Consider the following 13,674-nt stretch of genomic DNA (forward strand, 5'->3'; position numbering starts at 1 on the left):
ACGAAAGGCAGCGATGACTCAGCGGCAGAACGAGCCCGCGATACGCGCCGAAGGCCTCACCAAGAGCTTCGGGGACAAGCAGGCTCTCACCGGCGTGGACCTGGAAGCAGCCCCCGGCACCGTGCTGGGGGTGCTCGGCCCCAACGGGGCGGGCAAGACCACGACCGTGCGGGTGCTGTCCACGCTGCTGCGGGCCGACAGCGGCCAGGCATGGGTGGCCGGACACGACGTGCACGAGGAACCGGAGAACGTCCGCCGCCATCTCGGACTGTCGGGCCAGTACGCCGCCGTCGACGAGAAGCTCACCGGGCGGGAGAACCTCTACCTCGTGGCCCGGCTGTACGGGATGGGACGGCACGCGGCACGCCGCCGGGCGGCCCAACTGCTCGACAGCTTCAACCTCCAGGAGGCCGCGGACCGGCGCAGTGGAACCTACTCGGGCGGTATGCGCCGCCGCCTCGACCTCGCGGGCGCCCTTGTCGCCCGCCCGGCCGTCGTGGTGCTCGACGAGCCCACCACGGGCCTCGACCCGCGCGGGCGCGCCGACACCTGGACTTCCATCCAGGAACTCGTGGCGGCCGGCACCACCGTGCTGCTGACCACGCAATACCTCGAAGAGGCCGACCAGTTGGCCGACACCATCGCCGTCATCGAAGGCGGCCGGGTCATCGCCCGCGGCACCGCGGCCCAGCTCAAGGCACGAGTGGGCGGCGAGCGCCTCTCCCTGACCGTGCCCGAACCACACCTTCGGACCCCGGCCGCCGAGATACTGGGCGCCCTGGGACCTCACGTCCCCGTCTTCGACGCCCGTACGGGCCGGTTCACCGTCACGACCGACCATGGTGCCGAGAGCCTCGAATACGCCCTCGGCTGCCTGCGGACGGCCTCCATCGCGGTGCGGGACGTCGGACTGGCGCCGCCCACACTCGACGACGTCTTCCTGGCCCTGACCGGTCGACCGCAGACCGCCGGCGACGGCGCCGCCGTACAGCCGATGGAAGGAGTCCGGTGAACGCCGTCGGCCGCCTGACCCGCGACTCGTCCATCGTGGCGTGGCGCAACCTGCTCAATCTGCGCCGCACCCCGGGTTCGGTGATCGCCGCGCTGGTGCAGCCCGTCATGTTCGTCCTGCTGCTGGCGTACGTCTTCGGAGGCAGCCTCGGCGGAGCCGACTACCGGACGTTCCTGATGGGGGGCATCTTCGCCCAAGCCGTCACGTTCAACGCCGCGTTCACCGCCCTGGGCCTCGCGAACGACATGGACAAGGGCATCGTGGACCGCTTCCGCTCCCTGCCCATGCCCCGGATGGCGGTGCTGCTGGGCAGAACCCTGTCGGACCTGATCATGAGCAGCGTGACGTTGATCGTCACCTCGCTGTGCGGCCTTCTGGTCGGCTGGCGCATACACGCCTCGGTCGCCGACGCGCTCGTCGGCTATCTCCTCATCCTGCTCTTCGCCTTCGCCATGTCCTGGGTAGGGGCAGCGATCGGGCTCCTTGCCCGCAGCGTCGAAGTGGCCCAGAGCGCCGGCCTCATCTGGCTCTTCCCGGTCACCTTCGTGTCGTCGGCGTTCGTCTCCACACACACCATGCCCGGACCACTGCGGACCGTGGCGGAATGGAACCCCGTCTCAGCGACGGCGACAGCCGTACGTCAACTTTTCGGAAACCCGCCCCCCGGCGGCATCCCGGTCAGTACCGTCTGGCCCGTGGCCCACGCGCTGCCTTACGCTCTCGGTTGTGCCTGCCTCATCACAGCGGCCTTCATGCTGGTATCCCTGACCAGGTTCCGCAGGATAACCCTGGGCTGAGACACGGTTCCGGAGTCCGGGGCAGCAGATCCTGCCTTTTAGGGCAGCACATCATGCCTCGGTGCTTGCTGACTTGGGACCGGCGCGGCATCTAGCGTCCGATGGTGAGCCTTTGGACTTCTCTGGAACCCGCCTCCGCGACCGTGGACCCGGGTGGCAGTACGACGGTGCGGCTGCGTCTGCGCAACACCGGTGACGTGGTGGACGAGTACCGCTTCGAGGCGGTCGGTGCACTGGCACCATGGACGAGAGTGGAGCCGCAGACGCTGCGGCTGTATCCGGGAACGACGGGCTCGGTGGACCTGACCTTCGCGCCACCGCGGACGCCGGACGCGACGGCGGGGCCCAACCCGTACGCGGTACGCATCACGCCGACCGAGCACCCGGAAGCGGTGACGGTCCCCGAGGGGAACCTCACCATCACTCCGTTCACGGAGGTTCGGGCGGAGTTGGTGCCGCCGACCGTGAAGGGCCGTTTCCGGGGCCGTCCGAAGCTGGCCGTGGACAACCTGGGCAATACGAAGCTGACGGCGTCGGTCAATGGCACCGACAATGGCGATCAGCTGTCGTACGACATCCATCCGTCGAACGTGCAGATCGAGCCGGGCCGCGCGGCCTTCGTGAAGACGACGCTCAAGCCACGCCAGATCATCTGGTTCGGATCCAAGGAGGACCGGCCCTACACCCTCGCCGTCCAACGGTCCGGTGTGGACCCGCTGGACGTGCAGGGCACGTACGTCCAGAAAGGCTTCCTGCCGCGCTGGCTCGCCACCTTCCTCGGCATCTTCATGGCGCTCGCGATCACGCTCGTGATGCTGTGGATCGCCTACAGGCCCCAAGTACGCAGCTCCGCCACGGAGAAGCTCCAGGACGTCGGCGTCAGCACCCTGGCACCCTCCCCGTCACCGACGCCCGAGGCGCCGAAGGCACCGTCCGCCGACGCGGAGCCCAGCGAGCCCGCTCCGCAGGAGTCCGGCGGCCAAGAAGGAGGAGGGTCCGCCCCGTCGGCAAAACCGACGAAGAAGCAGGAAGCGCCCGAGAGCGTGGTGCCCGCGACCAACGTCCTCCTGCGGAACACCGCCACCAAGAGGTGCGCCGACATCCCGGGCAAGGGGAAGGGCAAGAAGGACGGCCGGGTCCAGCAGTACACGTGCGACGAGAGTCCCGACGACAACCAACTCTGGGACCTTGAGGTGCGCTACCCGAAGCTCGGCCCCGGCGGCTCGGCCCTTTTCCAGATCCGCAACGTCAAGGACCAGCTCTGCATGGACCTGCCGGGCTCCGGAGCCCAGTCCATCCATGCGGCGCTCTCCGAGTCGGACTGCGTCGGCACCGTCGCCGACAACCAGCTGTGGTGGGTCGACAAGCAGAAGAGCGGCGCGTACTGGATCCGCAACTACGCCAGCAACAACAAGTGCCTTGAGGTGGCCGGCAACGAATCCAGCGCCGACGAAACGCGCCTCCTGCTCTTCCACTGCACCACCACCGACGACCAGGAATGGCAGATCATCCACCCCTCGAACAGTTGAGACACGGCCTCGGAGGCGGTCCCTCTCAGCTCCTGCGTTCGAACGCCCGGTGGAACAGGCCGCGGAGGGAGGGGTCGGTCCAGAAGGCGTTGTCGCAGAAGCCGAGGGAGCCGTTGCGGGCGACGATGAATCCGTGGTCACCCTTGTGGAAGGTGATGCCGTCCTCCCAGTGTTCGATGTTCGTGACCCGGACGGTGGAAGCGTCCCCGTCGGTGTACCAGTGGTCGACCTTGAAGGTGGCCTGATCGCCGCTGACGGAGGCCACTGTGCCTTCGAAGGCCGCCGTGTGTTCTGTCGCCCGGTCGCGGAGACTGTCGATGGTGGGGCCTGCGCACCTGGCTCCGCCGCTCTCCCCCCCGGCCTTGAGGACAAGCGCGGCCGGGGCGCCGTCGGGGGCGTCGTCGGAAGAGTCCACCGTGCCCCAGGCGATGCCTCCGGCCACCGTGAGCACCGCTGCTGCCACGAGGGCCAGACGGCGGCGAGGCCGGCGGGGTGACGACGGTACGGTTCGTACTTCGGTGTCGACGGTCATGGTGGCCTCCATCAGCCGGTGGGGATCGGGTGGAGGAGCCACCGAGGCCGATGCGGGGTCGGCGGCCTTCAGCCGGGCGAGCAGTTCCTCATCGTTCACCGGTCGCTCCTTCCTTGTCCTTCACCAGACATATGTGCGGCTGAAGTGCCGTTCTTTCGCTCCAGCATCGCGGCAAGCTTTTTCTTCGCCCGATGCATGCGGATGCTGACGGCGTTCGGGGTCATGCCGAGCGCCTCGGCCATCTCACGCGGCGCCAGCCCCTCCCAGGCCCACAGCAGCAGCACCTCTTGGTCGACCGTGCTCAGCCTCCGCAGCGCGGATTCCAGCTCACCGTCACCGATGTCCTGGGCCCCCGGCCACGCGACAGGGGCCCGTGCCGTCCGGGCCAGCCGTTTCACCAGCCGGAGCCGACGCCCTTCGGCCCGGCGCGCGTTGGCCAGACAGCCACGGGCAACCCCGTAACACCACGGCAGTACGTCGGCGGGCTCGGCCGCACGTCCTGTGTCGAGCCCCGGCACATCATCCAGCCTGCGCCACAGCACAAGCATCGTCTCCGCGAGGACGTCGTCGACCGCACCGGGATCCGCTCTCCGACGCAGATACCGGTGCAGCGGCTCGGCGACCACGCCCACCAGCACCTCGAATCGGGCTTCCCGCTCCCGCGAGCGCCCACGCTCCAGCATGAACTCCATACCTCCGCCTGTCCGGCACCATCCGCTTTCTTTCACCACCGACGGAAGACCTGCCTCGCGCGGTTGGCGGACGATGCCGGGTGCCGGGTGCCGGGTGCCTGGTGCCGGCGAAAGGAGTGATCCGTCTTCATGCACCGGATCCTGAAGGCGCGTTCACCGTGGGTGAGTTCAAGAGAACCGGCCCGGGCCCTTCGGGTACTGGATGATGATGGAGCGTGCCAGGTCGACGACGGGCAGTTGCTGCGCCAGGGCCATGGTCCGCAGCCAGACGAGTGCGTCGCTGACGCTGATGTCCTGCGACTGGGCGACGACGCCTACGGCGATGTTGATGTCGTCCTGGTCGGCGGCGGCCCTGACCTCCTCGACGATCTCGCCGTCCATGTCGGCGAGCAGGACCGCCGTCGTGATCTCCGCGAACGACTGCGCTTCGGCAGGGGGCCCCGCGGCGTTCCCGGGCCGGCGCCTGCGGTAGAGGGTGAAGGTGCCGAGCGTGGCGGTGGCGGTGCGCAAGGGGTAGGCGAAGACAGCTCCGCCGTTGATGCCGACCGCGCCGCCGGTGAACAGCGGCCACGCGGCACCGGATCGATGCAGATCGGGCACCGCGACGTGTTCGCCGGTGTCGAACGCGGTCACGGACGGGCCGTCACCGGTGATGTACTGCAGTTCCTCGGCGCGCTGAGCCCATGGGGAACTGACCGCGAGCTGGTATCGCTGGGGCCCGCCGCCGTACAGGGTGATCGCGGCGGCGTCGACTGCGGGGAGTTCCTGCACCGCGGCCGCGCACACCGCAGCCGCGCAGCCCCCGGAACGGGCCCGGCGAGCGGCATGGAGGATCCCGTGCCACAACGCGTCGCGCCGGGCGACGTCCGCATATGCTCCGGCGTCGACGCCCACCAGGTCACCCGGAACGGCCCGCCCGGCGGCCACCGCGCGGGCGGCACGCTCGTAGCGGCTGAGGGCCAGCATCGCGCGGCGCAGCAACACGGGCGGCGGCCGTTCCGCCTCCCGCACGTCGGCGCCACGCGCGCGGTGCAGGATCTCGTGCACCGCGGTCACGTCCTCGACGTGGTGCAGGGCGCCGACGACGCGGCCGTCGGGGTCGGTCAGGGGCGAGTTGACCGGGCTCCAGTGCCTGCGGTGGAAGACACCGGCCCCGTCGGCATCGGGGATGTCGTAGCGCTGGATCCCCATGTCGTCGCTGGCCCCGCTGCGCAGTACCCGCTCCATCGAATCGGTGAGGTTGCGCACCCCGGTCGCCGTGACGTCCCTGGGATCGTCCGGGAAGGCATCGAACATGAACGCGCCGATCAGGTCGTCCCGCATCCGTCCCGTGGCACGCAGGTAGGCGGCGTTGACCCCCCTGATGCGGAAATCCATATCGAGGACCACGTACGGGGCCGTAGTCACCTCGAACAGCGGGCTGCCTGATGTGGGCCCGCAGTACTTCATGCACCGACACATACCTCCCTGCCCCCGGGATCACATACGTGCCTGCAGTCCAGCCCAGCCCGCAACTCAGGGCGTGGCAGGCGTTGTTGTAGCCCCGCACGGTGCTGCTTTCGCGGCCTACGGCGTCGCGCAACGAACCTGCAGATCCGGGACCCCTATCAGGATGACGGGGTGTCGCCGGGGTCGAGGTGGAGTCGGCGGGCGAGTACGTCGCGAGCGACGTCGAGGAGGGGGCGGCCGTGGCTGAAGGCGTATCCGCGCAGGCGGATCAGTGCGATGTCGCCGTCGATGTCGAGCTGGGCGGCGAGCATGCCGGTGGCCTGGTGGACTTCGGCGAAGTGCAGGCCGGGTTCGTCCAGAAGGTCGATCTGGGCCTGCTCATTGTGGGTGACGGTGGTGATGACGATCTGGGCGAGGGTGTCGACGAGGCCGAAGGCGTGGGTGAGCTGGTCGGTGTCCATGGGGCCGGGGCGGGTGCGGTGGCCGGTGAGCACGCCGAGTGCGTCCATCCCGATGCGCAGAGGGAAGGAGAACACGGCATGCACATCGAGTGCTTCGATGGCGGCGGGCAGCCCCGGCCAGCGGTCGGCGGTGACTTCCCCAACGTCGGGGAGCAGGAGCAGGGTTCCGTGGTGGGCGGCGTCCAGGCTGGGTCCCTGGCCCTGGAGCTGTTGCAGGTCCTCCAGTGCGACGGTGCGTTCGCCGTGGGACTGCACGAGTTCGGCCGGCCGGTCGATGGGCGACAGGAGCAGGCCCAGTCCGTCCAGGCCCAGCATGTCGGTGCAGTCGGCCAGCGGCAGGGTTGCCAGGCCGGGTCCGATGTGGGTACTCAGGGCACTCAGGTAGGCCCTCATCACCGGGTGGGTCACCGCTGCAGCCTCCTTACGGGCATGATGCAGGCCTCTTGGGAATCAGTCCTCCGATCACACCCCAGGAGTTCACGGAACTCCCCCTTCACCGGTCGCGCCGGTCGAAGAGGGCCGGATCGGCCGTGCCCTGCTTCACCTGGCGGGCGAGATCGGTGAGCCGCATACGGCGGCTGCGCGCATGGCGGCGCAGGTGAGCGAAGGCCTGTTCGACTTCAGTGCCGAGCCGCTGCGCGAGATAGCCCTTGGCCTGCTCGACGACGACGCGGCTGTCCAAGGCGCTCTGTAATGGTGCGCTCACAGTCATCCGTTCGCTCACCGCACGCTGCTGCAGGACCCCGATGGTGGCCGTGTCGGCGAGTGCCTGTCCCAGGCGCAGGTGGGAGGCGTTCAGTGGACCGGGCTGTTCTCGGAATAGGTCCAGGGATCCGATCACCTGGTCGTGCAGGCGCAAGGGGCAGGCCGCCACCGAGGCGAAGCCGGCTTCAACGGCCCGTGACGCGAACCGCGGCCAGCGTTCCCTGGCCTCCGCCGTGGTCAGGGAGACGTCGGGGACCTGCTTCTTGCTGCGGAAACAGTCCCAGCAGGGGCCCTCGCCCCTTTCGACGCTGACTGTCTCCAGACGGCGCGTGCGCTCGTCGGTGGCCGCCACATCCACCAGCCGGCCGCCAGGGGTGGCGAGTTGGACTCCCGCCGCCGTCACGTCCAGCAGCTGTACGCAGTGTTCGGCTAGCGTGTAGAGGAAGCCAATGACGTCGAAATCCTGTACGAGGATGTCGGCGAGGTCGACGAAGACCGCCTCCAACTGCTCCTCACGCGGCAGCTCGATCATGTCCCGCCCGTCTTCAAGAATGGTCCGAAAACCTTCCCACAGGCCGCGAACTCCTGCCACCGACACGCGCCTGCTCAGCGCAGCCCCCGGTCAGGCTCAGCGGCGCGTACACGCATGAGCAGGCCGCCCGGCAGCACGGCACCTCGCTTCCCGCCCCGGTCGCGCCGGACTTCAGGTGGCCCGCCGCGTCCGGTGACCGCGGGTTCAAGCCAGAGCCGAGCCTGAACGGCGCACTCCGGCCTGATTGCCGAACTCGGACGTGCGGTACGAAGCGGCCTCTCCCTGCTCACTTACGAAGTGCGGTGTGCGTTGTTGCGGTACAGAAAACACCGAAATCGATCCTCGCGGGAAGGCCCATCGGGCTGTCCGGCCATCCTCCTTCGTGACGGCTGTTCGCGGTAGCGTGAAGGGGAGTTCCAAGGACGTCTCCAGCACTGTGCGCATGCGTCTGATGCCGGTGCGCGGCGATCATGTACGAAGGGGGCGGCGGTCGTGTCGTCAGCGGACATGTTCTCCGGCCCTGAGTGGCCGGCTGTTCTTCGCACTGCCCTGCGGGCCGCGGATTCCACACGTGGGTGGGGCGCGGGAATCAGACGTGGTGCGCCCCCGGCGGAAAGGGGGCGTTGTGGCTGTCATGCCTGAACTGCCGCGTGAGGAGCGGCTCGCTGTCGCGTTCGTCGAACTCTCCGACACTCTTGTGCGGGATTTCGATGTGATCAGTTTCCTGTACACGCTCACCGAGCACTGTGTGGATCTGCTGGACGTGGCGGCGGCCGGGGTGCTGCTGGGGATGCCGCAGGGCCAGGTCGTGGAGGCCGCCGCCTCCGACGACCGTACGCGCGCCCTGGAACTGTCCGGCGTCGAATGGGACGAGGGCCCCTGCCGGGACTGCTACCACGACCGGGCGCCGATCTCCGATGTCCGGCTGGACACCGAGGCCGCCGACCGGCGCTGGCCGCGCTTCGCGCCGCGCGCCCGGCAGTTGGGCTTCACCTCGGTGGTCGCCGCCCCGCTGCGCTGGCAGGAACAGGTGATCGGGGCACTCAACCTGTTCCGTGACCGGCGCGGTCCGCTGGACGGCAGGCAACTGCTCCTCGCGCAGGCGCTGGCGGACACGGCCACCATCGCGATCCTCCAGCAACGGGTCGTCCACGAACAGGCGACCGTGATCACGCAGCTCCAGCACGCCCTGAACTCCAGGGTCGTCATCGAGCAGGCCAAGGGCTACCTCGCCCAGCGCCACGGCACCGGCGTGGACGAGGCGTTCACGAAGATGCGCGCCCACGCCCGCCACAACAAGGCCAAGCTCACCGACGTGGCCCGCCATGTTCTGGACGGCACCGCCGCGACCGCCCTGCTCGACCCCGAGCCCTGAAACACCGCCCGACCCCGCCCGTAGGGAGAACGGGGTGTCGTGATGTCAGTAACGGATCCGGCCGTCACCTCACTGCTGCGCGCCCTGGACGCGCACCGCGGCCCCGGCCTGCCACCGCTCCCTCTGGAGGACCTCAGCCGGTCAGTGGGCCTGGACGGGATGGCCTTCCTGCTGGTGCCCGCCGACGGGCCCGGCCACCTGGTCCAGTCCTTCGGTGAACGCACCGTCGCCCTGGAGGACCTGCAGCTCACCCAGGGTCAGGGCCCCGGTCCGGACACGGCCCGGCACGGTTCCGCGGTCCTCGTTCCCGACCTGGCCGCCCTCGATCCGGCCCGCTGGCCCGGCCTGCCGGCCCCCGCACTGGAACTCGGCGTGTACGCCATATTCGCGTTCCCGCTGGGAATCGGCCTCATCACCGCCGGTGTCCTCACGGGCCACCGCACAACCCCCGGCCCGATGGCCAACACCCGCCTCACCACCACCCTGGTGTGGGCCGACCACCTCACCCACCACCTCATCGCCCAGGCCGCCGGCCCCGGAGGCCCCCACCGGCTCCTGGACACCACCCAGCTGCACTTCGCCGAGGTCTACCAAGCCACCGGCATGCTCGCCGCCCGCCACGACATCGACTTCATCCAGGCCCTGGCCCGCCTTCGCAGCCACGCCTTCCATACGGAACAGCCCCTCCTCGACGTGGCCCGCCAGATCCTCACCCGCCGATTACGCCTCAACACCGACAACACCCCCAACACCTGACCCCACCCCCCAACAACACCGAGACGGCACCCGCCGAGACGCCGCTCGATGGGTGCCAGCGGATGGGACTACGTCACCAGGTACGACGGCGATGCCGAGGCGGCCTTGGCGACACTGCAGGCCCGGGTGTTCCAGGAGGAGTACGGCAGCGATGACCGATACCGAAGCCTGGAACACCTCTACGAGGACGAGGAGTTCATGGGGACGGAGGGCACCCATACGATCCTCGACATCGACAGGGTTGTGGCCACGGATGCCCCGCCGACGCACTCCGGTATCGCTGACTACGGCACCCTGCGTCCTCTGGCTCTCAACCGCGTGATGCACCACTTCGGCACCGACCGCCCGTCGGTCGAGCAGTACGAGGAACTCGCTGCTGCTGCCCGTGAGGCTGCGAACCATGAGGAGCACGAGCGAAGCCTGCTCGGCGAGTGCCGGATGCGGTGGACCGGTTACTACGTCGTCCTCCACTCCGACGGCAGGCCGACTCACCTGGGAATCTTCGGATTCTCGGGAGACTAGGACTCACGCGGCGGAGCAGGCGACTGGCTCTTGCTGCTGATCGTTCCTATGGACATGGGGCGGGGCGACGTGACGAATGTCGTGGCCGCGCCCGCCCAGGCCCCTTCGGCAGAACCGGCTTACGAGCCGGCCACCAACTGAGTCAAGGATGAGATGACTCCCAGGTTCGCGTGTGCCAGGGCGTCGGCTTCGGTCGGGCCTCCGCTGTAGCCGACCACCCGCATCGCCGCGGCGAGCGCCGCGTCCACGCCCGCCGGGCTGTCCTCGATCACGAGGGATCGTTCCGGCGCGTACCCCATCGTGCGGGCCGCGTGCAGGAACAGGTCGGGGGCCGGCTTGCCGAAGGACACGTCGTCGGCGCTGAACACCCGTCCGGTGAACCGGTCCTGGAGCGCGGTGACCGACAGCGAGTGCGCGATGCGCTCGTGGCTGCCGCTCGACGCGACACAGTGGGGAAGACCTCGGACGTCGAGGTGATCCAGCAACTCCCCCACGCCCGGCATCGTCTGTGGGCGGGCGGCGAACGCGTCGCGGAACCTTGTGCGGTACTCCGTCAGCCACTCCGGGCCGATGGGGGCCGTGGCGTGGGCGCGTAGCTGTTCGTACAGGTAGCTCTCGGGGCGGCCCAGGAACCGGCGGCGTACCTCCTCGGGGCTCAGCGGCCAGCCGGACTCCGTGGCCATGGCCGCCACGACTTCGGGTCCGATGCGTTCGGTGTCCACCAGGACGCCGTCGCAGTCGAAGATGACGAGCTGGACGTCCTGCAACGTGATCTGCGCGGGGGTCTTCACAGGGGTGTTCAAGGGTGACCTCGCTTCGTGATGTGGTGCGGTCCGCCGGCCCGCCCGCCGCCGGCACTGGCCGCGGAGGGCGGGGCAGTCGTACGACACGGACGGGCGCTGCGGTGCTGCCGCTCTAGGCGTCGTGGTCCTGGACCAGCAGGGCGGCCAACGCGTCCAGTGCCTCCCCCGCGCCCTCGCCCTCCGCGGACAGAGTGACCTCGTCGCCGTGGCCGGCCCCCAGTGCCAGTACCGACAACAGGCTGTTCGCGAGGACAGGGGCCCCGTCTTCGCGCGCGATGGTCACCGGCATGTGCTGTTCGGCGGCGGCTCGGACGAAGGCTGTGGCGGGGCGGGCGTGCAGTCCGCTGCGCGAACCGATGACGACAGTGCGTTCAGGCATGGCAGGTCTTCCTCCGTGGCAGGGGGTGGTGAAGGTGCAGCGCGAGCGGCCGTACCGGTGCGGGTTCAGCGGCGGGCGGCGGCGAGCGACGCGAGTGCCGCCTCGACCACCGCGTCCTCGGTGAGGCCGACCGCCCTCATGGCGTCCTCGGCCGGGGCCGACGTTCCGAAGTCGTCGACGGTCACGGCGCGGCCGTGGTCGCCGAGCAGGCCGTGCCAGCCGAAGGCGGTACCCGCCTCGACGACCACGCGGGCGCGCACCGACGGAGGGAGCACGCTGTTCCGGTACTCGGCGTCCTGCTGGGTGAACCAGTCGAGGCAGGGCACCGAGACGACCCGGGCGGTGATCTCCCGCTCGGCGAGAAGGAGTCGTGCCGCCATGGCCAGCGTGACTTCGCTGCCGCTGGCCAACAGGACGACGTCGGCGTCTTCTTGAGGGTCCGTCACGGCGTAGGCGCCGCGTGCCACACCCTCCCGGACCGTCTCGGACGGTGTCGGGAGGACGGGCAGTCCCTGTCGGGCGAGAGCGAGACCCACCGGACCCGGGCAGCTCAGGGCGCTGAGCCAGGCGGCTGCCGTCTCGGTGGCGTCGGCCGGCCGGACCACGGCGAGCCCCGGCATGGCACGCAGGGCGGCGAGGTGCTCGACGGGCTGGTGGGTGGGGCCGTCCGCGCCCAGGGCGACGGAGTCGTGGCTCCAGACGTGCACCACGGGCAGCTTCATCAGGGCGGCGAGACGCAGGGAGGGCCGCTGGTAGTCGCTGAACACCAGGAACGTACCGGCGAAGGGAGTGTCGTAGCCGACCAGGGCGATGCCGTTGAGGGCCGCCGCCATCGCGTGTTCGCGTACGCCCCAGTGGACGTTGCGTCCCAGCGGGCCCTGCCCGTCGCTGTCGTCCGCCGGCAGGAACGAGCCGCCCGACGTGATGGTCGTACGGTTGCTGTCCCCGAGGTCGGCCGATCCGCCCCACAGCCTCGGCAGGGCTTCGGCCAGCGCCTGGATGACCTTGCCCGACGCGTCACGCGGGGCGACGGAGGTCCCGGGCTCGAAGTGCGGCAGTACGGCTGCGGCGGCGGCCGGGTCCAGTGGCCGTACGGCGTGTGCGCGGGCTCGTGCGGCCTCGGGGTGCTCGGCCGTCCAGCGGGCCAGTTCCCGGTCCCATGCGGCATGCAGCTCGGCGCCTCGCTTCAACACCCCGCGCGTGTGGTCCAGTACGTCCGCGGGGACCGTGAACTCGCCCTCGACGCCCAGCAGTTCCTTGACCGCGGCGGTTTCGGCGGCGCCGAGCGGGGCGCCGTGCGAGGCGGGCGTGTTGACGGCGTTCGGGGCGGGAAAGGCTATCTGCGACTTCAGGGCGATGAAGCTGGGGCGGCCGGTCTCCGCACGTGCCGCGCCGAGGGCCAGGTCGAGGGCGTCGGTGTCCACGTCGCCGTCGGCGCCGAGAGCGACCGTCTGCACGAACCAGCCCTGCGCACGGAACCGGGCGGCCGTGTCCTCATGGGTCGTCAGACCGGTGGAGCCCTCGATCTGGATGTCGTTGTCGTCCCAGACGACGACCAGGTTGTCCAGGCGGTGCCGGCCGGCGAGTGCGCCGGCCTCGTAGGAGATGCCCTCCTGGAGGTCGCCGTCGGAGCACAGCACCCACACCGTGCGGCCCGCGGGACCGTCGGGCGAGGTGTCGGCGCCGGCGAGGCGGTTCTCGTCGCGCTTGAGCGCCAGAGCCATGCCCACGGCGGTGGCGACGCCCTGGCCGAGCGGCCCGGTGGTCGTCTCGACGCCGGCCGTGTGCCGGTACTCGGGGTGACCGGGCGTCAGCGAGCCGAGTCGGCGGAAGCTGCGCAGATCATCCAGCTTCAGTCCGTATCCGGTCAGGTAGAGCTGCGTGTACTGCAGGATGCTCGCGTGGCCGCAGGACAGCACGAACCGGTCCCGGCCCTCCCAGGCGGGATCCGCCGGGTCGTGCCGGACATGCCGCTGAAACAGCAGGTGTGCCACGGGCGCGAGGGCCAGAGCCGTGCCCGGGTGTCCGGAACCCGCGGCCTCGACCGCGTCCACCGCCAGGGCCCTGGCGGTCCCGACGGCCCGGGTGTCGGCCGCGCCGAACACCCGCCCTCCGGTGTGGGAGTCCCCA

At 69.9% G+C, this 13,674-nt stretch carries 14 protein-coding genes; 6 read left to right on the top strand and 8 right to left on the bottom strand.

Features of this window, described 5'->3' with window-relative positions:
- Positions 1-13: 13 nt before the first annotated feature.
- The 3 genes from ACZ60E_RS08500 (at position 14) to ACZ60E_RS08510 (ending at position 3,338) form a co-directional block, all read left to right on the top strand.
- A complete protein-coding gene (locus ACZ60E_RS08500) occupies positions 14-1,012 on the top strand; it encodes an ATP-binding cassette domain-containing protein (RefSeq protein ID WP_469439058.1) in 999 nt (332 codons plus the stop codon).
- Positions 1,009-1,809, top strand: coding sequence for an ABC transporter permease (locus ACZ60E_RS08505; RefSeq protein ID WP_384808837.1), 801 nt, complete (start codon positions 1,009-1,011; stop codon positions 1,807-1,809). The genes ACZ60E_RS08500 and ACZ60E_RS08505 overlap by 4 nt, the downstream gene beginning before the upstream one ends.
- 104 nt (positions 1,810-1,913) lie before the next feature.
- A complete protein-coding gene (locus ACZ60E_RS08510) occupies positions 1,914-3,338 on the top strand; it encodes an RICIN domain-containing protein (protein ID WP_469439059.1) in 1,425 nt (474 codons plus the stop codon).
- A gap of 25 nt (positions 3,339-3,363) precedes the next feature.
- On the opposite strand, the gene ACZ60E_RS08515 is transcribed toward ACZ60E_RS08510, so the two are convergent.
- The 5 genes from ACZ60E_RS08515 to ACZ60E_RS08535 form a co-directional block, all read right to left on the bottom strand.
- A complete protein-coding gene (locus ACZ60E_RS08515; protein WP_469439060.1) occupies positions 3,364-3,969 on the bottom strand; it encodes a hypothetical protein in 606 nt (201 codons plus the stop codon).
- Complete coding sequence (locus tag ACZ60E_RS08520; protein ID WP_469439061.1) at positions 3,966-4,553, bottom strand: RNA polymerase sigma factor; 588 nt, start codon at positions 4,551-4,553, stop codon at positions 3,966-3,968. Before ACZ60E_RS08520 ends, ACZ60E_RS08515 begins: the two co-directional genes overlap by 4 nt.
- A 177-nt stretch (positions 4,554-4,730) precedes the next feature.
- Complete coding sequence (locus tag ACZ60E_RS08525) at positions 4,731-5,969, bottom strand: PAS domain-containing protein (protein ID WP_469439062.1); 1,239 nt, start codon at positions 5,967-5,969, stop codon at positions 4,731-4,733.
- A gap of 200 nt (positions 5,970-6,169) precedes the next feature.
- Entirely contained in the window at positions 6,170-6,880 is a 711-nt protein-coding gene (locus tag ACZ60E_RS08530) for an ANTAR domain-containing protein (protein WP_469439063.1), read from the bottom strand.
- 85 nt (positions 6,881-6,965) lie between these two features.
- Complete coding sequence (locus ACZ60E_RS08535; protein ID WP_469439064.1) at positions 6,966-7,709, bottom strand: GAF and ANTAR domain-containing protein; 744 nt, start codon at positions 7,707-7,709, stop codon at positions 6,966-6,968.
- Positions 7,710-8,343: 634 nt separating this feature from the next.
- On the opposite strand from ACZ60E_RS08535, the gene ACZ60E_RS08540 reads away from it, so the two are divergent.
- The 3 genes from ACZ60E_RS08540 to ACZ60E_RS08550 are packed head-to-tail and all read left to right on the top strand — an operon-like array spanning position 8,344 to position 10,362.
- Positions 8,344-9,084, top strand: coding sequence for a GAF and ANTAR domain-containing protein (locus ACZ60E_RS08540; protein ID WP_469439642.1), 741 nt, complete (start codon positions 8,344-8,346; stop codon positions 9,082-9,084).
- Positions 9,085-9,126: 42 nt separating this feature from the next.
- Positions 9,127-9,840: an ANTAR domain-containing protein gene (locus ACZ60E_RS08545; RefSeq protein ID WP_469439644.1), complete on the top strand. Its 714-nt coding sequence runs from the start codon at positions 9,127-9,129 to the stop codon at positions 9,838-9,840.
- A gap of 48 nt (positions 9,841-9,888) precedes the next feature.
- Positions 9,889-10,362 (top strand): hypothetical protein, encoded by a 474-nt coding sequence (locus tag ACZ60E_RS08550; protein ID WP_469439065.1) that lies wholly within the window; start codon positions 9,889-9,891, stop codon positions 10,360-10,362.
- Between the two features lie 119 nt (positions 10,363-10,481).
- Here the strand turns inward: ACZ60E_RS08550 and ACZ60E_RS08555 are convergent, their stop codons facing one another.
- The 3 genes from ACZ60E_RS08555 to ACZ60E_RS08565 all read right to left on the bottom strand — a co-directional run bounded on the left by ACZ60E_RS08555 (position 10,482) and on the right by ACZ60E_RS08565 (position 13,649).
- A complete protein-coding gene (locus ACZ60E_RS08555; protein WP_469439066.1) occupies positions 10,482-11,165 on the bottom strand; it encodes an HAD family hydrolase in 684 nt (227 codons plus the stop codon).
- Positions 11,166-11,277: 112 nt separating this feature from the next.
- Positions 11,278-11,544 (bottom strand): HPr family phosphocarrier protein, encoded by a 267-nt coding sequence (locus ACZ60E_RS08560; RefSeq protein WP_469439067.1) that lies wholly within the window; start codon positions 11,542-11,544, stop codon positions 11,278-11,280.
- 65 nt (positions 11,545-11,609) lie between these two features.
- The gene (locus tag ACZ60E_RS08565; protein ID WP_469439646.1) at positions 11,610-13,649 is read right to left on the bottom strand and encodes a transketolase family protein; all 2,040 of its coding nucleotides are present in this window, start codon (positions 13,647-13,649) and stop codon (positions 11,610-11,612) included.
- Positions 13,650-13,674: the final 25 nt, after the last annotated feature.

Source organism: Streptomyces sp. NPDC102514, from assembly GCF_055584525.1.

Bases quoted from the DNA above. Each gene is read 5' to 3' on its own strand.
- ACZ60E_RS08500 (WP_469439058.1), top strand. From the start codon at position 14: ATGACTCAGCGGCAGAACGAGCCCGCGATACGCGCCGAAGGCCTCACC.
- ACZ60E_RS08520 (WP_469439061.1), bottom strand. From the start codon at position 4,553: ATGCTGGAGCGTGGGCGCTCGCGGGAGCGGGAAGCCCGATTCGAGGTG.
- ACZ60E_RS08535 (WP_469439064.1), bottom strand. From the start codon at position 7,709: ATGATCGAGCTGCCGCGTGAGGAGCAGTTGGAGGCGGTCTTCGTCGAC.
- ACZ60E_RS08540 (WP_469439642.1), top strand. From the start codon at position 8,344: ATGCCTGAACTGCCGCGTGAGGAGCGGCTCGCTGTCGCGTTCGTCGAA.
- ACZ60E_RS08545 (WP_469439644.1), top strand. From the start codon at position 9,127: ATGTCAGTAACGGATCCGGCCGTCACCTCACTGCTGCGCGCCCTGGAC.
- ACZ60E_RS08550 (WP_469439065.1), top strand. From the start codon at position 9,889: ATGGGTGCCAGCGGATGGGACTACGTCACCAGGTACGACGGCGATGCC.
- ACZ60E_RS08560 (WP_469439067.1), bottom strand. From the start codon at position 11,544: ATGCCTGAACGCACTGTCGTCATCGGTTCGCGCAGCGGACTGCACGCC.